Here is a 23,863-nt window from a genome sequence, read left to right on the forward strand (position 1 = left end):
TATTAGTTTGATATTTATCAGCTTCCTAAAAAGGCAGCCATCTTTTCTTCTTTTTCAGGGATGTTTTTTCTTCTTCTCCGTTTTGGCTATAGATATCTGCAAACGTCTTTTTCTCTTTAATCATTTCGTAAATGACTCCCCAGTCTGGTAAACCACCCAGATTTCGATCGTCAATGAACATGTCGGCTTTCAACTTTCGAGAGAATCCCTGATGGCCTTTCTGCTCTTCAGGATAATCCTTATTAACGGCATAAAATTCTAAACCTCTGGCTTTACACCATTCGACAGCTTCGTCCAGAAGTGCTCCTTCACGCACACTCCACAGTATTAAACGATGCTTTTCTTGTTGCAATAACTTCAATGTGTCAACAGCGAATGGAATCTCTTCACCAATGCGTGGATAACGATGTTCTACAATCGTTCCGTCAAAATCAACAGCTATAATCATAGTTTTTAATTACCTAATTTGGAACAAAGATACGGACAGTAAGCCAAAAAAACGTATCTTTGTCTCAAATTAACATTTTAATAAAAATATAAATACATGAACAATTCCCCTCAGCGTGCTGCTAAAGGCTTTACGAGAGCATTTTGGGTCAGCAACACAGTCGAACTGTTTGAGCGTATGGCATATTATGCCGTTTTTATCGTTCTCACTATTTATCTATCTTCCATTTTAGGTTTTAATGATTTCGAAGCAAGTATGATTTCCGGGCTTTTTTCCGGTGGATTGTATCTGCTTCCTATTTTTTCCGGTGCTTATGCTGACAAGATCGGTTTCCGGAAATCAATGATTATAGCATTTTCCTTATTATCCATCGGATATTTAGGGTTGGGTGTACTGCCCACTTTACTGGAAGCTGCCGGTTTGGTTAGTTATGGTGCCACTACTCAATTTAATGGTTTGCCTGATAGCTATACCCGGTGGATCATCGTGCCGGTTTTGTTTGTACTTATGGTGGGAGGTTCTTTCATTAAGTCCATTATCTCCGCTTCTGTGGCTAAAGAAACAACGGAAGCAACCCGTGCCCGTGGTTATTCCATATTTTATATGATGGTAAATGTGGGTGCTTTCACCGGTAAAACGATTATCGATCCTTTGCGTAATGTCATTGGTGAACAAGCGTATATCTATATTAATTATTTCTCCGGTGCGATGACAATAGTTGCTTTACTTGCTGTTATTCTTCTTTATAAATCGACGCATACGGCAGGTGAAGGAAAAAGTCTCCATGAGATTGGACAGGGATTTATGCGAATCATCACAAACTGGCGTTTATTGATTCTTATTTTGATTGTTACAGGTTTCTGGATGGTGCAACAGCAGCTTTATGCCACTATGCCTAAATATGTGATTCGTATGGCTGGAGAGACGGCAAAACCGGGTTGGATTGCCAACGTGAATCCGTTTGTGGTGGTTTGCTGCGTTAGTTTTATCACTCGTTTGATGTCCAAACGCAGTGCGATTACTTCGATGAATGTGGGAATGTTTTTGATTCCTATTTCGGCATTACTGATGGCATGTGGAAATTTGTTGGGTAATGATCTTATTACAGGTATGAGCAATATTACTCTGATGATGATTGCGGGTATAGTTGTGCAGGCGCTTGCCGAATGTTTCATTTCACCGCGTTATCTGGAATATTTCTCTTTACAGGCTCCTAAAGGAGAAGAAGGAATGTATTTAGGATTCAGTCATTTGCATTCATTCCTTTCTTCCATTTTCGGTTTTGGTCTGGCGGGAATTCTGCTCACTAAATATTGTCCGGATCCGGCTTTGTTCGAGACGCGGGAAGCATGGGAGGCAGCTAGTGGAAATGCCCATTATATATGGTATTACTTTGCTGCTATAGGCCTGATTGCCGCTGTAGCGCTACTATTATTTGCAAAAATCACCGAATCCATCGACAAAAAGAAGGAGGCTTCTCGGTAATTCTCTGCTTTTTTATGTATATTTGCCGTCACTTTGCTGTAAAAGTTGACGGCATTTTGCATTTTAATAAAGAGGATAAAACATGAAAGTAAAATTTATAAGCCTGGCGAGTGGCAGTAGCGGGAACTGTTATTATCTGGGCACTGAAACCTATGGGATACTGATAGATGCCGGAATCGGCATACGTACTATCAAAAAATCACTGAAAGATTATAATATCTTGATGGATAGTATTCGTGCGGTATTTATAACGCACGATCATGCTGACCATATTAAAGCAGTGGGTAATCTGGGAGAAAAAATGAATATTCCTGTTTATACAACCGCACGTATTCATGCTGGAATTAATCGTAGCTATTGTATGACGGAGAAACTTAGCTCGTCAGTTCGTTATCTGGAAAAGCAAGAGCCTATGACGCTGGAAGATTTTCACATCGAATCTTTTGAAGTGCCACACGATGGAACGGACAATGTGGGGTATTGCATTGAAATTGATGGCAAAGTCTTTTCTTTCTTAACCGACCTTGGAGAGATTACTCCTACAGCTGCTCATTATATCAGTAAAGCCCATTATCTGATACTTGAAGCCAACTACGATGAGGAAATGCTCAAAATGGGGCCTTATCCTCAATATCTGAAAGAACGGATTGCAAGTAAAACCGGACACATGAGTAACTCTGATACTGCAGAGTTTCTGGCGGAAAATATTACTGAACATTTGCGATATATCTGGTTATGCCATTTAAGTAAAGACAATAATCACCCGGAGCTGGCTTATAAAACGGTGGAATGGAAATTAAAGAACAAAGGTGTTATTGTAGGCAAAGATGTGCAACTACTTGCTTTAAAGCGAAATACGCCTTCCGAGCTTTATGTGTTCGAATAAAGACGAAAAAAAGATAGTAAAAAAGCTGCATGATTGTTTGGTCAAATAAAATAAAAGACCTACTTTTGCAACCGCAAACGAGGAATTAAGCACTCTTAGCTCAGTTGGTAGAGCAACTGACTCTTAATCAGTGGGTCCAGGGTTCGAATCCCTGAGGGTGTACAAATTCGACGTTGCAATAAAAATAAAATGTTGCACTCTTAGCTCAGCTGGTAGAGCAATTGACTCTTAATCAATGGGTCCAGGGTTCGAGTCCCTGAGGGTGTACAAAGATTATTAAAAGGAGAACTTAAAAGGTTCTCCTTTTTTGTTAAGAGTCTTTGTTGTTACAGTTCAGCTATAGGAATAAAAAATACCGCTACTCAAAGCTATATTCGACTTTGGTAGCGGTATTTTTTTATAGTGTAACTACTATCTATTAGAACTTGAAGAAGTTCTTGGCATTGTTGTAGCTGATATCTTCAATCATTTGGTTTACACGATCCATTTCAGATGCCGGAATTTCTCCGTTTTCTACGTCACGTCCTACCAGGTTACACAATGTACGGCGGAAATATTCATGACGCGGGTAGGATAGGAATGAACGAGAGTCGGTCAACATACCTACGAAGCGGCTCAAAAGACCGAGTACTGACAAAGCATTCATTTGTTTTTCCATACCATCCTTTTGATCGAGGAACCACCATCCGGAACCAAATTGGATTTTTCCCGGGATAGAACCATCCTGGAAGTTACCCAGCATTGTTGCAATTACTTCGTTGGCGCATGGGTTCAAGTTGTAGAGGATTGTTTTAGTCAATTTGCCATTAGTGTTTAGGCGATCAAGGAATTTAGCCATTGCTTTGGCAGTTGTGAATTCACCGATAGAGTCGAAACCTGTATCAGCACCCAGTAATTTAAACATCTTCGTGTTATTGTTACGAATAGCGCCGTAATGGAATTGTTGAGTCCATCCTTTTTCCCAGTCCATTTCACCGAAGATCACAAGCATTGCTGATTTGAATTTCAGAATTTCTTCCTTGGTCAATTCTGCGCCACCATATACCTTATTAAAGATGGCTTTGATTTCAGCATCTGTATAATCTTCTGCGTAGAATTCTTCAATACCATGGTCAGACAGACGGCAGCCTTGTTCTGCGAAGAAGTCATGACGTTTGCGCAAAGCAGCGATCATATCATCAAAGTTGGAGATGATAACGCCACTTACCTCTGCCAGTTTTTCTACATAACTGCGGAAATCTGCAGGGACTTCTACAGCCATAGCCTTATCAGGACGCCATGTTGGTAACATCTTGATTTCAAATCCGCTTTCGCGTGTTTTGATATGATATTCCAATGAATCGATAGGATCATCCGTTGTGCAAACGGCTTCTACATGATAACGACGCATCATTCCACGAGCTGAATATTCGGGTTGAGACAGTTTCTCGTTACATTCATCGTAAATTTCACGTGCGGTTTGTGGATTCAATATTTTATTGATACCAAATGCCGTTTTCAGTTCAAGGTGAGTCCAGTGGTACAATGGGTTGCGGAAAGTGTAAGGTACTGTTTCCGCCCATTTTTCAAATTTTTCCCAGTCTGTGGTATCTTTTCCCGTACAGAAACGTTCGTCTACACCGTTTGTACGCATTGCACGCCATTTGTAGTGGTCACCGCCCAACCAGATTTCAGTCAGTGATTTAAACTTGTAGTCGTCAGCTACCATTTGAGGGATAAGGTGACAGTGATAGTCGATGATCGGCATTTTAGCCGCATGCTCGTGATACAACTTTTGCGCAGTTTCTGTTTGCAGCAAGAAGTTTTCGTCCATGAAGTTCTTCATTATTACTGTGTTTTAAGTATATAAAATTATTACTTTCTATATTTATACCTATATAGTATTGATTTTAAAGCTAATAGGCGTAAATCTTGTTTTAGTTTTATTAACCGTTATCGAACACAAAAATAGAAAATTTACTTGGAGTAACAAAATAATTCGTATATTTGCAGCGATTATTTATAATATTTAAGTTTTAGCACTATGGAGGACCAGAACTATACCATTAAAGACATTGCCCGTATGGCCGGTGTTTCCGCCGGAACGGTTGACAGGGTGTTGCACAATCGCGGTGACGTGTCTCCCAAAAGCAAAGCCAAAGTACAAAAGGTGTTGGATGAGATTCATTATCAGCCCAATGTGTTTGCTATCGGTTTGGCTGCTAAAAAGAAATATTCTTTCCTCTGTTTGATACCTTATTATATAGAGCATGATTATTGGCATTCGGTAGTAGGGGGGATTGAGCGTGCCCGGCAAGAATTACGTCCTTTTAATGTGAGTATAGATTATTTGTGCTATCACCATGGGGATGAGAAGAGTTATCAGGAAGCCTGCCTTTCTATAAAAGAAAAGAATGTGGATGCGGTATTGATTTCTCCGAATTTTCGGGAAGAGACACTGGCGCTGACAGCCTATTTACAGGAAAATAAGATTGCTTATGCTTTTGTCGATTTCAATATGGAAGAAGCGAAAGCGTTGACGTATATCGGGCAGGATTCATATAAGAGCGGATATATCGCAGCGAAAATATTGATGCGCAATTATTCGGCAGGAGAAGGCCAGGAGTTGGTTTTGTTTTTAAGTAACAATAAAGATAATCCGGCTGAAATACAGATGCAACGCCGTTTGGATGGTTTTATGAGTTACATTGCCGAAGAATATAATAACTTGGTAATCCATGAGGTAGTACTTAATAAATCCGATCAGGAAAGTAACCAACAGACATTGGATGAGTTTTTTCAGGCGCATCCGAAGGCTTTACTGGGAGTTGTATTTAATTCCAGAGTGTATCAGTTGGGAGAGTATCTTCGTCATGCGGGACGTAGCATGAAAGGACTGATAGGATATGACCTTCTGAAAGCAAACGTAGATTTATTAAAATCCGGTGATGTGCATTATTTAATCGGGCAACGTCCGGGTTTGCAAGGATATTGTGGGGTGAAGGCGTTGTGCGACCATGTCGTGTTTAAGAAGTCTGTTGAACCTGTAAAATACATGCCTATTGATATCCTGATAAAGGAAAACATTGATTTTTATTTTGAATTTGTATAATATCAACTTTATAAATTACAACTAACATGAAAGCATTAAACAAAGAAACTGCTCCTAAAACACAACGTCCGGAGCGTATTATCCAATTTGGCGAAGGTAACTTTTTGCGTGCATTTGTAGATTGGATTATTTATAACATGAACCAGAAAGCTGATTTCAACAGCAGTGTAGTAGTGGTTCAACCGATTGATAAAGGTATGGTCGATATGCTGAATGCACAGGATGATCTTTATCATGTAAACCTTCAAGGATTGGATAAAGGAGAGGCTGTTAACAGCTTGACAATGATTGATGTAATCAGCCGCGCTTTAAACCCATATACTCAAAATGACGAGTTTATGAAGTTGGCAGAGCAACCTGAAATGCGTTTTGTTATTTCAAACACTACAGAGGCTGGTATTGCTTTTGATCCGGCTTGTAAACTTGAGGATGCTCCTGCTTCATCTTATCCGGGTAAGCTGACTCAATTACTCTATCATCGTTTTAAAACATTCAATGGTGATAAGACAAAAGGTTTGATTATTTTCCCTTGCGAGCTTATTTTCCTGAATGGTCATAAGTTGAAAGAAACAATTTATCAATATATTGAATTGTGGAACCTGGGTAATGAGTTTAAAACTTGGTTTGAAGAAGCTTGTGGTGTATATGCAACATTGGTAGACCGTATTGTTCCGGGATTCCCGCGCAAGGATATTGCTGCTATCAAAGAAAAACTGCAATATGATGATAATCTGGTTGTTCAGGCTGAAGTTTTCCATTTGTGGGTTATTGAAGCTCCGCAGGAAGTTGCAAAAGAGTTCCCGGCTGACAAGGCAGGCTTGAATGTATTATTTGTACCGTCAGAAGCTCCTTATCACGAACGTAAGGTTACTTTGTTGAATGGCCCGCATACTGTTCTTTCTCCGGTTGCCTATCTCTCGGGAGTGAATATTGTACGTGATGCTTGCCAGCACGAAGTGATTGGCAAATATATCCACAAGGTAATGTTTGACGAACTGATGGAAACTTTGAACTTGCCGAAGGATGAGTTGGAGAAATTTGCAAATGATGTATTGGAACGCTTCAACAATCCGTTCGTGGATCATGCAGTAACCAGCATCATGCTGAATTCTTTCCCTAAATACGAAACTCGTGATTTGCCGGGATTGAAGACTTATCTGGAACGTAAAGGTGAACTTCCTAAAGGACTGGTACTTGGTTTAGCCGCTATCATTACTTATTATAAAGGTGGTGTACGTGCTGATGGTGCTGAAATTGTTCCGAATGATGCTCCTGAAATCATGAACCTGCTGAAAGAACTTTGGGCAACAGGTTGCACAAAGAAAGTTGCCGAAGGTGTTCTGGCTGCAGATTTTATCTGGGGAGAAGATTTGAATAAGATTCCGGGATTGACAGAAGCCGTAAAAGCTGATTTGGATTCTATCCAGGAAAAAGGAATGCTTGAGACCGTTAAAGGTATTCTGTAATTAGAAGACTAAATAAAAAAATAGCGCCACTGTCCTCTGAACAAGTGGCGCTATTTTTTATTATCAAGTTATTTATTATTCTTGTTCAGCCGTATGCAAAATAAATGTAGTAGCTCCAATTGTCACAATAGCGCCATCTTCAATACGTACACGGTCTTTATCTCCCAGAATTTCATTCATAAGGAAAGTACCTGTGAGACTAGGAGCATCTCGTAATGTGTAGACTAGCTTTCCTTGCTTATTACGCTTTATATTGATGATGCAATGGCGTCGATCCATGCTCATATCACCACTTTCAATGGGAGTATTAATGTTTGTTCCTACACAACGGCGGCCTATGACATTGTCACCTTCCTGCAAGGGAAGTAACTGTTTAAAACCAAATACATTTTCGATAACAGTGATATATCCGAATTCTTCTTTATGAGATTCAGCTTCTTCTTCCAGGTTTTCTTCCTTTCTAAGAGCCTTAACTTTACTTTTTCCTAACCGGATACTGAATTGCTTGCCACAATGTTCGCATTCAAATACCAGTGATTGGCCTTCGCTATACTTGGTTTCATCAAAATAAAGATAATTCTCACATTTAGGACAAAGAACTCGTTTCATGCTTTTTAAAAGGGTTTTTTATTTAGCCAGTAACCAGGCATTCTTATAAGTTTCGTTTTTTCTTAGCTCAAGTAATTGCTTGGTCGCTTCATCACGGTTGTTAAATGAACTGATACTGACACGTACTTTACCATCAGTGTTCAGAGCTTTTGCATCTGCAAATCCTTTTGATTTTAATTGGTTCGCAATAACTTCTGCATCTTTCAGGCTGATTCCTCCTGCCACAATGATATGAAAAGGATGATTTGCACTTTCTTGAGATTTCACCGCAGGAGCAGGAGTCGCTGTTTCCTGTTTTACCACTTTCACTTCTCTTACTGCGATCGGTTTGGAAGTCCTGGCTTTATCCGTTGTATGCTTTTTAGCAGATGAAGTTTTGGTTGAAGCAGAAGAAGCAGAAAGCTTCTTTGCTTGTTGCGCAGCATCGTTCTTAACATAAACAGGAGTTACTGCAACCGATTGCTTTTCTATTTGCTCAAAAAGCTCGCTGGGCAATAACTGTGCATAATTGTTCTTTTGAACGTCGGTATTCTCTACCGGAGTTGAAAAGGCAAAGAACAGTACGATGGCAGCAATCATTGCTGCAGCATTGCGGAGATACGCGCGGTTGATACTAATTTCAAAAGTCTTCTTTTCCTTTTCCTGATAAGTCGGTACCAATACTTTTTCTTTCTGCTGCAGAGCCGAAAGTTCATGTATTTCAAAAGAGTCGAGACCATATAATGAAGGAGTTGTTATCTTATAATCATAAGGAACGAACTCGTAGTTGCCATAAATGTTAGATTGAATCTCGCCTATATTATCCAGATGGGCTTTCCCTTCCTCATGAAGGAGACCGATAAATTCGTTTACTTCTTTTTCTACTATACGGCTGGCGTCAGCAAAACTTGTGTCGTATGCTGACATATAAGATTGCACCAGTACGCCGTCATTCAGTTTTAATTGAGGATTAAAACCGATTGTACGGGTAGGAGGTAAAAATATATTTTCTTCCTTTACGCGGGTTGCGGGCGAATAATGCGCTACAAAACCACCAAATCCCGGAACAATGACGCAGTCGTTTTCCAGTAGTAAAGTCTCTATATGTTGTGCCAATTCAATCATGTCTGCAAAATTAAGAGATAAATTGAATATATCCCAGAAAACTTCGAAAAATTCACTACTTTTGCATCGTTTTATTTATCACTATCAATAATGAACTATATACAGACAGAAATAGACGGAGTATGGCTGATCGAGCCTAGAGTTTTCTCCGATGAACGAGGCTATTTTATGGAAGCCTATAAGAAAGAAGAGTTTGAAGCCAATATTGGTCCCGTAAACTTTATACAGGACAACGAGTCGAAATCATCTTTTGGTGTATTGCGTGGATTGCACTATCAAAAAGGAGAACATAGTCAGGCGAAACTGGTTCGTGTTCTTAAAGGAGAAGTGCTCGACGTTGCCGTTGATTTGCGTAAATCATCGCCTACGTTTGGAAAGCATGTTTGTGTATTGCTTAGTGAAGAAAACAAGAGACAATTTTTTATTCCCCGTGGTTTTGCTCATGGCTTTGCTGTCTTGAGTGAAGAAGCTGTTTTTACATATAAGGTAGATAACAAGTATGCTCCGCAGGCAGAAGCCTCTATTTTATATAATGACGAAGCATTGGGGATCGACTGGCCGTTGGCAGAGTCGCAAATGTTATTATCTGCGAAAGACAGAGAGGGAACTGCTTTCAAGGACGCCGTTTATTTTGAATGAATTTCTAAACAAACAATAGATTAAGTATGAAAATTGCAATCGTGGGAACAGGGTATGTGGGTCTGGTGTCAGGCACATGTTTTGCCGAAATTGGCGTGAATGTAACGTGCGTAGACACGAACAAAGAGAAAATCGAATCTTTGCAAAAGGGGAACATTCCAATTTATGAAAATGGATTGGAAGAGATGGTACTCCGTAATATGAAAGCAAAGCGATTGAAGTTTACTACCTCATTGGAAAGTTGTCTGGATGAAGTGGAAGTTATATTCAGTGCAGTTGGAACTCCTCCGGATGAAGATGGCAGCGCTGATTTGAAATACGTATTGGAGGTGGCCCGTACCATTGGTCGCAACATGAAACAGTATAAATTGGTAGTTACCAAAAGTACCGTTCCGGTAGGCACTGCCAGTAAGGTTCGTGCGGTTATTCAGGAAGAACTGGATAAGAGAGGCGTGACGGTTGATTTTGATGTGGCTTCTAATCCGGAATTCCTTAAAGAAGGAAATGCTATCAGTGATTTTATGAGCCCGGACCGCGTGGTAGTGGGAGTGGAGTCGGCACGTGCGGAGAAATTGATGTCCAAACTATATAAACCATTCTTATTGAATAATTTCCGTGTGATTTTCATGGATATTCCGTCTGCGGAAATGACTAAATATGCGGCAAATTCGATGCTGGCAACCCGTATAAGCTTTATGAATGATATTGCAAACTTGTGCGAGATTGTTGGTGCGGATGTGAATATGGTGCGTAGTGGGATAGGTTCGGATACTCGTATCGGACGTAAGTTTCTGTACCCGGGTATCGGATATGGTGGTTCCTGCTTCCCCAAAGATGTGAAGGCATTGATTAAAACAGCAGAACAGAATGGTTATACCATGCGGGTACTTACGGCTGTGGAAGAAGTGAATGAGAACCAAAAAAGCGTCTTGTTCGAAAAGTTAATGAAACAGTTTAATGGTGATTTGCAGGGTAAGACTGTTGCTTTGTGGGGATTGGCATTTAAACCGGAAACGGATGATATGCGTGAGGCTCCGGCATTAGTCCTGATCGATAAATTGCTGAAAGCAGGTTGTAAAGTACGCGCATACGATCCGGCTGCCGTGCAAGAATGTAAGCGCAGGATTGGTGATACTATCTATTATGCTTGCGATATGTATGATGCCGTACTGGATGCTGATGTGTTGATGTTGGTTACCGAATGGAAAGAATTCCGTCTGCCTTCATGGGCCGTTATCAAGAAAACGATGTCCCGGCAGATTGTGTTGGACGGACGTAATATATATGATAAAAAAGAGATGGAAGAACTCGGATTTATTTATCACTGTATTGGTAAATAAAAAAATAAGAGTATCTTTATATAAAAACTAAAATAGATGATGAAAAATGTGGCTGTATCGTTAATGGCAATCTTTTTCGCGGCATGTAGCGGCAATAAGAGTCCCCATTCTCTTCAACAAGAGAAAGAGGATCTTAGTGCAAAAGGACTACTGCAGGGAATTTGGCTGGACGATGAAACGGAGAGCCCGTTGATGCGTGTAGAAGGAGATACTATCTACTATGCAGATGTACAAAGTACTCCCATTGCATTTAAAATAATACGGGATACTCTTTATACTTATGGAAATGATACTACTTATTACAAGATTGATAAGCAGGCAGAACATATATTCTGGTTTCATTCCATAACGGATGATGTGATTAAGTTGCATAAATCCGAAGATGCCAATGATTCAATCTATTTTGTCCGTCAGGAATTAGTCATTCCGGCATATACGGAAGTAACCAAACGCGATAGTGTAGTGACCTATAATGGCACTCGCTATCGCGCATACGTATATATTAATCCTTCTAAAATGAGAGTCATCAAGACGACTTATTCCGAAGACGGGATTAGCATGGATAATGTATACTATGATAATGTGATGCACATTTGTGTGTATGAAGGTAAAAAGAGCCTGTTTGCCAGCGATGTTACCAAACAGATGTTTGACAAAGTACTTCCTGTCGATTTTCTGGAGCAATCCATCCTGTCAGATACAAAGTTTATGAAAGTAGACCGGAACGGTTTTCATTATCAAGCTGTCCTGGCCATTCCGGAAACTTCCATATATAGCATTGTAAATATGGAAGTAAGTTTTAAAGGAGATTTGACTATCACTTCATCCAAATAAAAAAGCACCATACATTCAGATCGTATAGTGCCGGATTAAAAAAGCCTTGCTTTAATTTTGTCTGGGGGGAGACGGACGGTTATTTCTCTTTCCTCCGTTATTATTATTCCTTTTTCCCCGGAAATCTTTTCTTTTATAGTTGCCACCCTTGCCCTTGCTAAAAGGACGCGGTTTGTATTCCGGAGCTTCTCCCAATTCTTCAGGAATAGGAATTTTATAAATCTCTTTTTCCAGGAAGTTCTCAATACTTTTGAAGTTACTTTGTTCTTTCTCGCTGATGAACGTAAGTGCTACACCATCATTGTTGGCACGTGCTGTACGTCCGATACGGTGTACATAGTCTTCGCTGTCGTGAGGCACGTCGAAGTTGATAACCAGGCGGATATCATCGATATCTATACCACGTGCAACGATGTCCGTAGCTACCAATATATTGATTCGTCCGGCTTTAAACTCATGCATAACAGTTTCCCGTTGAGCCTGTTCCAGATCCGAATGCATTTCCCCTACGTTCAGTTTCATGGATTTCAAAGCCTTGGCTACTTCCTTGACCTTGATTTTAGAAGATGCAAAGACAATCACACGTTCCGGAACTTCATCCATAAAAAGACTGCGTATGATTCCCAGCTTTTGATTTTCGTAGCAAACGTATGCTGCCTGAATAATCTTTTCTGCAGGTTTGGAAACTGCGAGCTTTATCTCTGACGGATTATTTAAGATTGTGTTTGCCAATTGCTGAATCTTTGCAGGCATTGTTGCAGAAAACATGATTGTCTGTCGTTCCTTCGGCAGATATTTCGCAATTTGCATGATATCTTCATAGAATCCCATGTCGAGCATCCGGTCCGCTTCATCCAGAATAAAATAAGAAACCTTGGAAAGATCTACATATCCAAGGCTTAAATGGGCGATCAGACGTCCGGGAGTAGCAATAACAACATCAGCTCCTAAAGTGAGTCCTTTTTTCTGTTGTTCGAACAATATTCCATCATTTCCACCGTATACGGCAACACTCGATACCGGCATGAAATAGGAAAACCCTTCCATTTGCTGGTCGATCTGTTGGGCCAATTCCCGGGTAGGAGACATGATGACACAATTAATCGCATCTTCCGGATGTTTACCTTCAGATAATTTATTCAATACAGGCAGTAGAAACGCGGCCGTTTTACCTGTTCCTGTCTGTGCTACTGCGATCAAATCTTTACCCTCAAGTATGATTGGAATTGCCTGCTCCTGTATAGGCGTACATTCGTCAAATCGCATGGCATCAAGCGCCTCAAGCACATTTGCATTTAATTGTAGTTCGGAAAACTTCATTCTTTTATTTAATTTGTCAGCAAAGATAATCTATTTTTTTGTCTAATTACATATTCAAGTAAGAATCTTTGAATCCGAGAAAATAGAGCACTCCATCCAGTCCGATAGTGTTGATCGATTGCTTGGCATTTGCCACCACTTTAGGCTTTGCGTGGAAAGCAATTCCCAGTCCGGCAACCCCTAGCATAGGGAGGTCGTTAGCTCCGTCTCCTACGGCGATGGTCTGTGCAATATCCACCTTTTCCACTTGTGCAATGAGGCGGAGCAGTTCGGCTTTCCGTTTTCCGTCTACTACATCTCCCAGGTAACGTCCGGTCAGTTTGCCGTCAATAATTTCCAGTTCGTTGGCATAGACGTAATCTATACCGTATTTCTTTTGCAGGTATTGACCGAAATAAGTGAATCCTCCCGAAAGGATGGCGATTTTGTAACCGTACTTCTTCAATACATACATCAGCCGTTCTACGCCCTCCGTGATAGGCAAGCTCTCGGCTATTTCCTGCATTACCGATTCGTCCAGCCCTTTCAATAGTGCTACACGGCGGGTAAAGCTCTCTGTAAAGTCTATTTCTCCACGCATGGCGCTTTCTGTGATGGCCTTTACTTCGTCGCCTACACCGGCACGGATAGCCAGTTCGTCAATCACCTCTGTTTCGATTAATGTAGAGTCCATATCAAAACAGATCAGACGGCGCATACGACGGTACATATTATCCTGTTGGAAAGAAAAGTCCATTTCCAGTTCGCTGGCCAATTTCATCAGCTTCTCCTGCATCGCAATGCGATCTTTCGGAGTACCTCTCACTGAAAATTCGATGCAAGCCCTGGTGCGTGCATCTGCCTGACATTCATCCAACGGGATACGACCTGTCAGACGTTTGATAGCATCAATATTCATGCCCTGCTCGGCTAATATGCTTGTAGCGGCAGAAATCTGTCGGGCGGAAAGCTTGCGTCCCAGAACCGTCAGGATATAACGGTTTTTCCCTTGCATACCTACCCAGTTTTCATATTGCTCGGTGGTGATAGGTTCAAACCGGATGGTCACTCCCAAGGAAGAAGCCTTGAACAACAATTCCTTCATAATGAATCCGGAATGTCTTTCTTCACTCTTGAACAGGATACCCAGCGATAATGTATTATGAATATCTGCCTGGCCGATATCAAGAATCGTGGCATCATATTTGGCAAGGATTTCGGTCACGGAAGCAGTCAGTCCCGGGCGATCTTCGCCGGTAACTCGAATCAGAATCAATTCAGTATTTGATGGTTGCATAAGAAATAGACTTTAACGCTGCAAAAGTAGAGAAAAAAGTTCGTTTTTATGCTAAATAACATAAAAAGTTATACCCCAAAAGTGAGATTTTTGCTTATTTGCTTGGAAGTTAATTTAATATTTGCTTACCTTTGCACCCGGTTTCAAAAATAAAGGCTCTGATAATCAGCGGATTCCTCTTCGCCTGATGCCTGAAAAGACAACGTTTCGGGAAGAAACCACTGTTTAAGGACAGTCCCGGATAGTATTAACTAAAACCGAATTACATGAAGCATGTAAAATGGATTTTTGTTGTATTACTGATTTGTTCCTTGACCGCTTTCGTTGAGAAAGACAAACCTACCGGAGGTTTGAGTGAGGGTGACGTAGCCCCTGATTTTAAAATCGAATCTACGTCAAACGGGCAACCCGCCTTTAAATTGGGAAATTTGAAAGGTAAATACGTGTTGCTAAGTTTTTGGGCAAGTTATGACGCGCAGTCCCGGATGCAAAATGTAAGTTTGAGCAATGCGCTTCGTTCTTCTCATAATGTGGAAATGGTTTCTATTTCATTTGACGAATATCAGTCAATATTTAAGGAAACCGTTCGTAAGGATCAAATAGTTACGCCCACTTGTTTCGTGGAAACAGAAGGCGAGGATTCCGGCTTATTTAAGAAGTACCGTTTAAACCGGGGATTCACTAACTATTTATTGGATGGAAATGGTGTAATTATAGCCAAAAACATCTCTGCTGCAGATCTTTCTGCTTATGTAAAAGAAGTCGGTTAACGATTTTAAGAATATAAGGAGGAAGAGGGATTTTCCAAATCACCGTCAGGTGAAAATAATGGAGAATAGACAAAAGAGGAAATGGATACAACAAAAAAGTTCCGCCTACACTTGCATTAGCAAGAATAGGCGGAACTTCTACTTTTATACTCTTCGTTTATCCGGTGCATCCAAAACCTTGGGGCAATCTATGGATAGAATCCGTGAAGACTGCGGAAGGCTTGCCTACCTTTTATTTAGGTGCCTTCTGGTACAAGAAGAATGCGATACCTGCATAAAGGATATTAGGAATCCAGACTGCAACGGCAGGCGGCACATTTCCGTTCACGGCAAAGGTGGAAGTAATCGTCTGGAACAGGATATAAGAGAAACTTAATCCTAATCCGATACCCAGATGAAGCCCCATACCGCCTTTCGTTTTTCGGGACGAAAGCGATACACCGATGATGGTAAGGATGAAAGAGGCGAATGACATAGCGATTCGTTTGTGATATTCAATCTCAAACTCCTTGATGTTGGCAAATCCTCTTCGTTTCTGTTTGGCGATATAATCGCTTAATTCGGGACTGGTCAGCATTTCCTGCTGATTTTTCATGATAAGAAAGTCAGAAGGTTCCATGTTGATGATAGAGTCTATCCGGTCTCCTTTAGTGATTTTTTCCTTTAAACCATCCAGTTCGCGTACCATATAATCGTGGATCGTCCATTTATGAACGGTGGTGGTGTCGTACGTAATCCGTCGTGCAGTTAAATGTGAAACCAGCTTTTTATCCACAAATTTGTCCAATGAAAAGCGGTTACCGGTTTTCATTGCGTTGTTATAGTTGTCGATATATGCAATCACTCCGCTATCCACTTCCAGCTGCACATTGCTTACCGAGTTTTGTTTCTTTGGTTTGATATACCGGTCTTCAAAATTCAGACGCGTAACACTTCCTTTCGGAATCACATACGAACTTAGTGTGAAAGTGACGAGGGCGATGATAGCGGCAGAAATCATGTAAGGGCGCATCATCCTCTTAAAGCTCATACCGGTGGAGAACATCGCAATAATTTCGGAGTTTTCTGCCAGTTTGGAGGTAAAGAAAATAACAGCAATGAATACGAACAACGGACTGAACAGATTGGAGAAATAGGGGATAAAGTTCATGTAGTATTCAAAGATAATTTTATCCCATGGAGCTTCATGCTCCATTAGTTTGTCCATCTTTTCGTTGAAGTCGAATACCACTGCAATAGAAATGATTAGTGCAATAGCAAATACGTATGTCCCCAAGAACTTCTTGATGATATACCAGTCCAGCCGTTTTATAAATCGATTGCTTTTCATTTCTTATAATCTAGTTGATACTCTTTTGACCATCATTGGTTTCCAGGTCGAGAAATCTCCGGCGATAATGTGTTTTCTTGCTTCCCCTGCCAGCCACAGATAGAATGCCAGATTATGTATGGAGGCAATTTGCATAGCCAGTAGCTCTTGCGCATGGAAAAGATGGCGCAAATAAGCCTTGCTGTATAATGTATCCACGCAAGAGGCTCCGTCGGCTTCGATGGGAGAGAAGTCCGTTTCCCATTTCTTGTTCCGCATATTGATAATGCCATCTTTGGTGAACAACATGCCATTTCGTCCGTTTCTTGTAGGCATAACGCAGTCGAACATATCCACACCGCGTTCTATTCCTTCAAGAATGTTGACAGGAGTTCCGACACCCATCAGGTAACGGGGTTTGTCTTTAGGAAGTATTTCATTGACAATTTCGATCATTTCATACATCTTGTCTACCGGTTCGCCTACCGCCAAACCACCGATGGCATTCCCGTCAGCACCTTTGGACGCAACAAACTCTGCAGATTGCTTGCGCAGGTCGGGATAAACACATCCCTGCACGATGGGGAAGAGAGACTGATTATAACCGTATTTAGGTTCTGTCTCGTTAAAACGTTGTATACAACGGTCGAGCCATCTGTGGGTTAATCCCAATGACTTTTTGGCATACTCGTAATCCGAGTCACCCGGAGGACATTCGTCAAAAGCCATCATAATATCCGCACCGATCGTACGTTCTATGTCCATCACCTTCTCCGGAGTGAAGATGTGCTTGCTTCCGTCGATATGCGAACGAAATTCGGCTCCTTCTTCACGCAGTTTTCTGATTCCGGCTAATGAAAATACCTGAAAACCACCGCTGTCAGTCAGCATGGGGCGGTCGAAACCGTTGAAACGGTGCAGCCCGCCTGCTTTCTCGATCACATCCAGTCCCGGACGCAAATAGAGGTGATAGGTATTACCCAGAATAATCTGTGCCTGGATATCTTCTTTCAATTCGGTCAGATGTACTCCCTTCACAGTGCCCAGTGTGCCCACCGGCATGAAGATAGGTGTTTGTATCTGCCCGTGGTCTGTTGTTATCAGACCGGCACGGGCATTACTTTTAGTGTCTGTATATTGTAACTCAAATGTCATTCCTGGCTGGGTTTCTTAACAGATAAATCAATAGGATCCGCTACTTTCTCGTTAGTCAATGCAATAGCGAATACCTCTTTTATATCGTTTACATAGTGGAAAGTCAGTCCTTTCAAATAAATATATTGAATTTCATCTATGTTCTTTTTGTTCTCGGCACTCATGATGATTTCCTTGATTCCGGCACGTTTGGCTGCCAATATCTTCTCCTTGATGCCACCCACAGGAAGCACTTTGCCGCGAAGAGTGATTTCTCCCGTCATGGCAATGTTGGCTTTCACTTTTCTTTGAGTCAGGGCAGAAGCCAGTGAAGTGGCCATCGTGATACCTGCTGACGGACCATCTTTCGGAATAGCCCCTTCAGGAACGTGGATATGGATATTCCAGTTGTCAAAAATCTCTTCATCCAGACTAAGAACAGAAGCGTGCGCCTTGATATATTCAAGTGCCAGCATGGCAGATTCTTTCATCACATCTCCCAGGTTACCTGTCAGTGTGAGACGTCCGCCCTTGCCACGGCTCAAACTGGTTTCTACAAATAAGATTTCGCCCCCGACAGCTGTCCATGCCAATCCGGTGACTACACCTGCGTAATCATTTCCCTGATACTTGTCGCGTGTATATTCCGGTGCTCCAAGGAAATCATACAAATCTGTCGGTTTGATTTCCGCCTTGGCAAAATAACCGTCCGTAGCATATTGGCGGGCCGATTTGCGAAGAATCTTACCGATCTTCTTTTCCAGCTCACGAACACCGCTTTCACGGGTATATGACTCGATTATGGCTTCCAGTGTATCTTTGGGAAGTTTAATATCTGTCTTTTTGAGTCCGTTGGCTTCCAGCTCTTTGGGCAGCAGATGCTTGCGGGCAATCTCTACTTTTTCTTCTGTGATGTATCCGCTTACTTCAATCAATTCCATACGGTCGAGCAATGGACCGGGGATTGTATTCAGGTTATTGGCTGTTGCAATAAACAATACCTTGGAGAGATCATAGTCTACATCCAGGAAGTTATCATGGAAAGATGTGTTCTGTTCCGGGTCGAGCACTTCCAGCAATGCAGAAGAAGGGTCTCCCTGACGGTCGGCGCTGACTTTGTCTATTTCATCCAGGATGAAGACAGGATTGGACGCACCGGCTTTTATTAAGCTCTTGATAATTCGTCCGGGCATAGCACCGATATAAGTCTTACGGTGACCGCGAATCTCTGCTTCGTCATGCACACCACCTAAAGACATACGTACATATTTCCGTTTGAGCGCAGATGCGATGGATTTTCCAAGAGATGTTTTACCCACTCCCGGAGGGCCATACAAGCAGATAATCGGTGATTTCATATCACCTTTCAGCTTTAATACGGCTAAGTGTTCCAAAATACGCTCTTTTACTTTCTCCAGTCCGTAATGGTCTTTGTTCAACGTCTTTTCTGCGTTTTTAAGGTTCAGATTGTCAGTTGTATAAGTACCCCATGGGAGATTGAGCATCGTTTGCAGATAGTTGAGCTGTACGCTGTAATCCGGAGATTGCGGATGAGTGCGTTCCAGTTTGGCAAGTTCTTTCATGAACGTGTCTCTGACTTCTAAATTCCAGCGCATTCTTTCTGCCTTCTGGCGCATTTCCTCTATTTCCTGCTCCTGACCGCCGCCACCCAGTTCATCCTGGATGGTTTTGATCTGCTGTTGCAGGAAGTATTCGCGTTGCTGCTGGTCGATATCTTCGCGGGCACGCATTTGGATGGATGCCTTGATTTCTGCCAGTTGCACTTCGCGGTTCAGAATTTCCAGTAAGTGATAAGTGCGTTCACGCAATGAGTTGATGCTCAACAAGTCCATCTTCTCATCTTTCTTGAACGGCAGGTTTGAGCAGATGAAATTGACCAGGAACATTGAGTTGTTGATATTTTTAATAGCAAACGACGAATCCTGATGCATCACATCTGATGATTTGATGTATCTCATTGTCAAGTCCTTGCAAGTTTCCACCAGGGCTTGAAACTCTTTATCATCTTTGCCGGGGACATCTTCCTCCAAAAGTTCTATTTCACCTTTCAGGTACGGATGAGTTTCGATGATGCTAGTCAGACTTAAACGTTTCATTCCCTGAAGAATGACTGTTGTTGTCTGATCCGGCATTTCCAATATCCGCACAATTCGTCCTACGGTACCGATATTGTGTAAATCTTCCAGTTTCGGATCTTCTGTATGTGCCGATCTCTGGCATACTACTGCAATATCTTTATGTTTCTTGTCAGCATCTCGTACGAGTTTCAGAGAAGACTTACGGCCTACCGTGATCGGCAGGAATACTCCAGGAAACAATACCATATTACGTAAGGGGAGTACCGGAAGAATTTCACCAGATTTCACATTTACATCAAATGCTTGTTCATCGTTCCCATCATAGTCTGTGATTAGCGAGAAGTTGTTATCGCCTCCATCTTCCAATAAATATCTTTCTTTCATTTTTTCGTTTTAATTTAGTTTATGTCATATTGATATGCATAAATCGTTTGCAAAGTTAATTGATTCTCTCTAATAATAAAGCACTGCGCAGAATAAAAACACAAAAACAATGCCAAAATATCGGCTTGTAAAGGGAGTATTCCATAATTATTATTTATTTTTGGCGATTTGCAATAAAATAATAGTATAAAACGGCTTTAAGATAAACGGATAAAATGTCGAATCCTTATTTTCAATTTAAGCAATTTACGGTATGGCATGATAAATGTGCCATGAAAGTCGGTACGGATGGGGTGCTTCTGGGAGCTTGGACTTCCGTTGAAAGTGCGCACCGGATTTTGGATATTGGGACGGGAACAGGGTTGGTAGCTTTAATGTTGGTGCAACGCAGTTTGCCGGATGCAAATATTGTAGCGTTGGAAATAGATGAAGCGGCTGTCGGGCAAGCCAGGGAAAATATTATTCGTTCGCCCTGGAAGGAGCGGGTAGAGGTGGTGCAGGCTGATTTTAGGAAATACAGGTCTTCGGATAAATTCGACGTAATTGTTTCTAATCCTCCTTATTTTGTCGATTCGCTGGAATGTCCGGATCGTCAGAGAGCCGCGGCGCGTCACAATGATTCTTTGACCTATGAAGATTTGTTGGAAGGAGTAAGCGGATTATTGACAGAAAACGGATTTTTTACAGTGGTGATTCCGGCAGATGTAGCTGAACGGGTAAAAAAGATAGCTTCTATAAAGAAATTATATGCAGTCCGTCAACTGAATGTAATCACTAAACCCGGCGGTATTCCGAAACGTGTTTTGATTACTTTTTCTTTTTCCAATCAAGAGTGCATTGTAGAAGAACTATTGACAGAACTGGCTCGTCATCAATATAGCGAGGAATATATGACGCTAACCCGGGATTATTATTTGAACATGTAAAAGGGTGACGCTATCCGGTAAAGATAGTGACGGTATATGCTTGCGATAGTGACGGTATCGCTGTCATATACCGTCACTATTTCAAAGCTAGTTCAAAAACGCTATTTTGAGATCTTCGTTCTATTCCTTTCTAACTCATAATTCAAAAGAGTAATTTCTAGCTTTTGAACACTATTTGCTAGCAGTATTTTCTGAAGTTGCTCTTGAAGTGAAATTATTATTTTGTCTTTTGATAGTCTTAAATTCAATAAGCTGCTACAATAACTATACTACTCTTTTAAATTATTTGTTTTGTATATGCTTTATTTTAAATTCTTTCAGTGACTTTTCTATCTTTTGATAAAGGTCTGTCGTTTTTGTTGAGTATGTAGATAAAGAACCCCTAGGCTCATCTGCGAATCTGAATAATTCATCTGCATCTGCATATATTGATACTAACTCATTATAAGCATCTTTACAACTTGAAGGATAATCATTTAGTTGTGGCATTATAGCCTCGATTGAATCTTTCTTTTGTTTTAGTCTCTTATAGGTATCTGTTGTGATAATAAACTCTTGATGCTTCGCTAAGGCTTCATTGAAATCAGTGCAATATTCTCCATTGTATTCATGATCGTAAATTACTTTTCTCCAAGTATCACAATAATGAAGAGCTATTGCTTCACTTAAATCAGCTTCTTTCTCAATCATAGAAGCGGTATTAGAGAGTTTTGCTATATACTCCTTTTCTGAATTACATGAAACCAAAACTATGGCTAGTATCGCACTCAAATAAAAAAACTTTTTCATCATATCGTTATTTTTGTTACACAATCAATTTATTAGAATCCTGTTTGTAATACTGTATTAGAGTATTACAAGATTGATATTTTATATTCAAAAAAACATTTATTTTATTACTTGAAGAATATCCAATGATACGCTTATTTGATTCTTCTGGAATTCTAAAATTCAGAAAGGGACTTTGTGAATGCGAATATAGTGAAATGAAAATAACAACGAGCATCAGCAGAGTTTTCTTCATGTGTTTAAGTATTTTGTTTGTTATCGTTTTCTCTATAAACAATGTTTGTATTTCCGCTATAAAGTTAACGCAAAACATTGATAACGCCAAAATAAAAGGGTAGTAAAGTTAACAAAATAGATTTTTACTCTAAATTAAATAAGAAAATGAGGATAATGCTAGAAACCTGTTCAAAGATAGTTCAAAGAATTGCCCTTTTTATTTGCCCCCAAACGGGGATAATTACACTTATCCTATATATAATAAAAAAGCCAATACTAATTGTACTGGCTTTATTTTGTGAATCTTGACTTGATTTTCTTCGTCGGGGTAGCGGGATTCGAACCCACGACCCCCTGCTCCCAAAGCAGGTGCGCTAACCGGACTGCGCTACACCCCGAAAACTTTCAACAGAACTTCCTTTTTCTTTGTAGTCGGGGTAGCGGGATTCGAACCCACGACCCCCTGCTCCCAAAGCAGGTGCGCTAACCGGACTGCGCTACACCCCGCTACTTTTTTGAAGGGTTGTTCTTTTCAAAAGCGGTGCAAAGATAGGGAGTATTTTTTAATTAACAATAGCTAAACGAATGTTTTTTACCTATTATTTCTCAATACCTTGAATCTCATCACTTTGCGGTCTCACTTTTTTTATTGGCAGAGATCAGAAGCATCATGGGGCGTCGCAATTCATCTTTCATTCCCGGAATGATATCCAGTAAGCTTTCGTCCGGTTGTGGCTCTATAAGTTCGCATATCTCAAATCCGGTTTGAAGGAGACCGTTTATATACGTAGTCAGCGTCTTGTGGTATTTGATAACCTCTTCGCCCAGGAAGACTGCTGTGCGTCTGCCTTCCGTAAAATAACGATCTACCGGCCAATGAATAGGCTTCCCGTCCTGGTCGTAATGCCAATCCTGATTGCCATAGGCCGTAAATATCGGGTGTTCTACGGAGAAGACGAAAGTGCCTCCCGGAGTCAGGCTGTTATTGATTTTTCGGCATATATCCGTAAAGGATTCGAGATAATGGAAGGTTAGCGAGCTGATGACAATATCATAAGAATCTGGCTGGAAATCAAAATCTTCGATAGCCATACATTGGTATTCAATGAGTGGAGAAGGGTTTCTTTTCCGAGCTTCTTCGAGCATTTTCTCCGAAATATCAATTCCGGTAGCGTGTGTTGCTCCGTGCTCTGTTGCATAGGCGCAATGCCAGCCGAATCCACAGCCTAAGTCCAAAACTCTTTTCCCAGCAAAATCAGGGAGCATTTTCTGCAATACATGCCATTCTCCGGCTCCTTTCAAGCCCTCTACCGAACGGGACATTTGAGAATATTGACTGAAGAAATGGCTATTATTATATTTGTTTTCTTTCATAATTTATAAAGAGGATAAGTTGAATAAAAGTACAAATATAGGAGTTAATTTATATATTATAGAATTAAGGTGTACATAAATCAAGGCAACCACCTCAAAAGTTTGTTTCATTTCCAGTACAGAAATGAGCTGAATGATAATTGTACGATTTAAACTTAAATACTACATAATGGTTCTTCGTCAAATTTGGTGGTAATCTCTTTTTTATTTCGACGGTTTGCCTCTTCTTCTTTCTTAATCCTATAAAAAGTTGTAGATATGTTTGCTTTTTAGTAACTTTAAAGACACCACATCATTAAGAGTTACAATGCAACAAGTCATATCTACAACGTACAAATATACATCAAAAAAAGAAAATGCTCCT

The 23,863-nt window shown here is 40.8% G+C and carries 20 protein-coding genes and 4 tRNA genes; 11 read left to right on the forward strand and 13 right to left on the reverse strand.

The features are described 5' to 3' along the window. Positions 1-25: 25 nt before the first annotated feature. Positions 26-448: a BT0820 family HAD-type phosphatase gene (locus tag N5O98_RS23195; protein WP_004295895.1), complete on the reverse strand. Its 423-nt coding sequence runs from the start codon at positions 446-448 to the stop codon at positions 26-28. Positions 449-544: 96 nt separating this feature from the next. Here N5O98_RS23195 and N5O98_RS23200 point away from each other — a divergent pair, with 96 nt between their 5' ends. The 4 genes from N5O98_RS23200 to N5O98_RS23215 all read left to right on the forward strand — a co-directional run bounded on the left by N5O98_RS23200 (position 545) and on the right by N5O98_RS23215 (position 3,086). Beyond that, the gene (locus N5O98_RS23200) at positions 545-1,933 is read left to right on the forward strand and encodes a peptide MFS transporter (RefSeq protein ID WP_004311677.1); all 1,389 of its coding nucleotides are present in this window, start codon (positions 545-547) and stop codon (positions 1,931-1,933) included. Between the two features lie 82 nt (positions 1,934-2,015). Then, the gene (locus tag N5O98_RS23205) at positions 2,016-2,819 is read left to right on the forward strand and encodes an MBL fold metallo-hydrolase (RefSeq protein ID WP_004295897.1); all 804 of its coding nucleotides are present in this window, start codon (positions 2,016-2,018) and stop codon (positions 2,817-2,819) included. Positions 2,820-2,908: 89 nt separating this feature from the next. After that, positions 2,909-2,981: transfer RNA gene (locus N5O98_RS23210), tRNA-Lys, on the forward strand. Positions 2,982-3,013: 32 nt separating this feature from the next. Next, positions 3,014-3,086, forward strand: a tRNA-Lys gene (locus N5O98_RS23215). A 151-nt stretch (positions 3,087-3,237) separates the two neighbouring features. Here the strand turns inward: N5O98_RS23215 and uxaC are convergent. After that, on the reverse strand, positions 3,238-4,644 hold the full coding sequence (gene uxaC / locus N5O98_RS23220; RefSeq protein ID WP_004303152.1) for a glucuronate isomerase: 1,407 nt from the start codon (positions 4,642-4,644) through the stop codon (positions 3,238-3,240). 198 nt (positions 4,645-4,842) lie between these two features. Between uxaC and N5O98_RS23225 the strand changes: the two genes are divergently transcribed. Both N5O98_RS23225 and N5O98_RS23230 read left to right on the forward strand, forming a co-directional pair. Then, positions 4,843-5,910: a LacI family DNA-binding transcriptional regulator gene (locus tag N5O98_RS23225; protein WP_004303151.1), complete on the forward strand. Its 1,068-nt coding sequence runs from the start codon at positions 4,843-4,845 to the stop codon at positions 5,908-5,910. Between the two features lie 26 nt (positions 5,911-5,936). Further along, positions 5,937-7,376, forward strand: coding sequence for a tagaturonate reductase (locus N5O98_RS23230; RefSeq protein ID WP_004295900.1), 1,440 nt, complete (start codon positions 5,937-5,939; stop codon positions 7,374-7,376). 75 nt (positions 7,377-7,451) lie between these two features. Here the strand turns inward: N5O98_RS23230 and N5O98_RS23235 are convergent, their stop codons facing one another. Continuing rightward, on the reverse strand, positions 7,452-7,985 hold the full coding sequence (locus N5O98_RS23235) for an FHA domain-containing protein (protein WP_004295901.1): 534 nt from the start codon (positions 7,983-7,985) through the stop codon (positions 7,452-7,454). Between the two features lie 18 nt (positions 7,986-8,003). Continuing rightward, on the reverse strand, positions 8,004-9,089 hold the full coding sequence (locus N5O98_RS23240; RefSeq protein WP_004311673.1) for an SPOR domain-containing protein: 1,086 nt from the start codon (positions 9,087-9,089) through the stop codon (positions 8,004-8,006). 90 nt (positions 9,090-9,179) lie between these two features. On the opposite strand from N5O98_RS23240, the gene rfbC reads away from it, so the two are divergent. Genes rfbC through N5O98_RS23255 form a run of 3 tightly spaced genes read left to right on the forward strand, consistent with a single transcriptional unit; the run spans position 9,180 to position 11,902 of the window. Continuing rightward, on the forward strand, positions 9,180-9,728 hold the full coding sequence (rfbC, locus tag N5O98_RS23245; RefSeq protein WP_004295903.1) for a dTDP-4-dehydrorhamnose 3,5-epimerase: 549 nt from the start codon (positions 9,180-9,182) through the stop codon (positions 9,726-9,728). A gap of 26 nt (positions 9,729-9,754) precedes the next feature. Continuing rightward, complete coding sequence (locus N5O98_RS23250; RefSeq protein WP_004295904.1) at positions 9,755-11,068, forward strand: UDP-glucose dehydrogenase family protein; 1,314 nt, start codon at positions 9,755-9,757, stop codon at positions 11,066-11,068. Between the two features lie 36 nt (positions 11,069-11,104). Continuing rightward, positions 11,105-11,902: a DUF4738 domain-containing protein gene (locus tag N5O98_RS23255; RefSeq protein ID WP_004295905.1), complete on the forward strand. Its 798-nt coding sequence runs from the start codon at positions 11,105-11,107 to the stop codon at positions 11,900-11,902. Positions 11,903-11,953: 51 nt separating this feature from the next. On the opposite strand, the gene N5O98_RS23260 is transcribed toward N5O98_RS23255, so the two are convergent. Both N5O98_RS23260 and serB read right to left on the reverse strand, forming a co-directional pair. Beyond that, entirely contained in the window at positions 11,954-13,222 is a 1,269-nt protein-coding gene (locus N5O98_RS23260) for a DEAD/DEAH box helicase (protein WP_022199089.1), read from the reverse strand. A 46-nt stretch (positions 13,223-13,268) separates the two neighbouring features. After that, on the reverse strand, positions 13,269-14,498 hold the full coding sequence (serB, locus tag N5O98_RS23265; RefSeq protein ID WP_004295907.1) for a phosphoserine phosphatase SerB: 1,230 nt from the start codon (positions 14,496-14,498) through the stop codon (positions 13,269-13,271). 266 nt (positions 14,499-14,764) lie between these two features. Here serB and N5O98_RS23270 point away from each other — a divergent pair, with 266 nt between their 5' ends. Then, positions 14,765-15,268: a thioredoxin-like domain-containing protein gene (locus N5O98_RS23270; RefSeq protein ID WP_004295908.1), complete on the forward strand. Its 504-nt coding sequence runs from the start codon at positions 14,765-14,767 to the stop codon at positions 15,266-15,268. A 232-nt stretch (positions 15,269-15,500) separates the two neighbouring features. On the opposite strand, the gene N5O98_RS23275 is transcribed toward N5O98_RS23270, so the two are convergent. From N5O98_RS23275 to lon, 3 genes are read right to left on the reverse strand one after another with little or no spacing between them, the layout of a single operon-like run. Next, the gene (locus tag N5O98_RS23275; RefSeq protein ID WP_004295909.1) at positions 15,501-16,598 is read right to left on the reverse strand and encodes an LptF/LptG family permease; all 1,098 of its coding nucleotides are present in this window, start codon (positions 16,596-16,598) and stop codon (positions 15,501-15,503) included. A gap of 3 nt (positions 16,599-16,601) precedes the next feature. Next, complete coding sequence (gene tgt, locus N5O98_RS23280; protein WP_004295910.1) at positions 16,602-17,732, reverse strand: tRNA guanosine(34) transglycosylase Tgt; 1,131 nt, start codon at positions 17,730-17,732, stop codon at positions 16,602-16,604. Beyond that, a complete protein-coding gene (gene lon, locus N5O98_RS23285; protein ID WP_004311661.1) occupies positions 17,729-20,194 on the reverse strand; it encodes an endopeptidase La in 2,466 nt (821 codons plus the stop codon). The genes tgt and lon overlap by 4 nt, the downstream gene beginning before the upstream one ends. A 215-nt stretch (positions 20,195-20,409) precedes the next feature. Between lon and N5O98_RS23290 the strand changes: the two genes are divergently transcribed. Further along, positions 20,410-21,120, forward strand: coding sequence for a tRNA1(Val) (adenine(37)-N6)-methyltransferase (locus tag N5O98_RS23290; RefSeq protein ID WP_004311659.1), 711 nt, complete (start codon positions 20,410-20,412; stop codon positions 21,118-21,120). Positions 21,121-21,402: 282 nt separating this feature from the next. On the opposite strand, the gene N5O98_RS23295 is transcribed toward N5O98_RS23290, so the two are convergent. From N5O98_RS23295 to N5O98_RS23310, 4 genes are all read right to left on the reverse strand, one after another. Continuing rightward, positions 21,403-21,912: a hypothetical protein gene (locus N5O98_RS23295; protein ID WP_004311658.1), complete on the reverse strand. Its 510-nt coding sequence runs from the start codon at positions 21,910-21,912 to the stop codon at positions 21,403-21,405. Positions 21,913-22,448: 536 nt separating this feature from the next. After that, a tRNA-Pro gene (locus N5O98_RS23300) sits at positions 22,449-22,523 on the reverse strand. A gap of 34 nt (positions 22,524-22,557) precedes the next feature. Beyond that, positions 22,558-22,632 (reverse strand) — tRNA-Pro (locus tag N5O98_RS23305). 117 nt (positions 22,633-22,749) lie between these two features. Further along, complete coding sequence (locus N5O98_RS23310; protein WP_118161240.1) at positions 22,750-23,499, reverse strand: class I SAM-dependent methyltransferase; 750 nt, start codon at positions 23,497-23,499, stop codon at positions 22,750-22,752. Positions 23,500-23,863: the final 364 nt, after the last annotated feature.

The sequence above is a fragment of the Bacteroides sp. LFL-34 genome (assembly GCF_027257075.1).
Classification (GTDB): Bacteria; Bacteroidota; Bacteroidia; order Bacteroidales; family Bacteroidaceae; genus Bacteroides; species Bacteroides ovatus.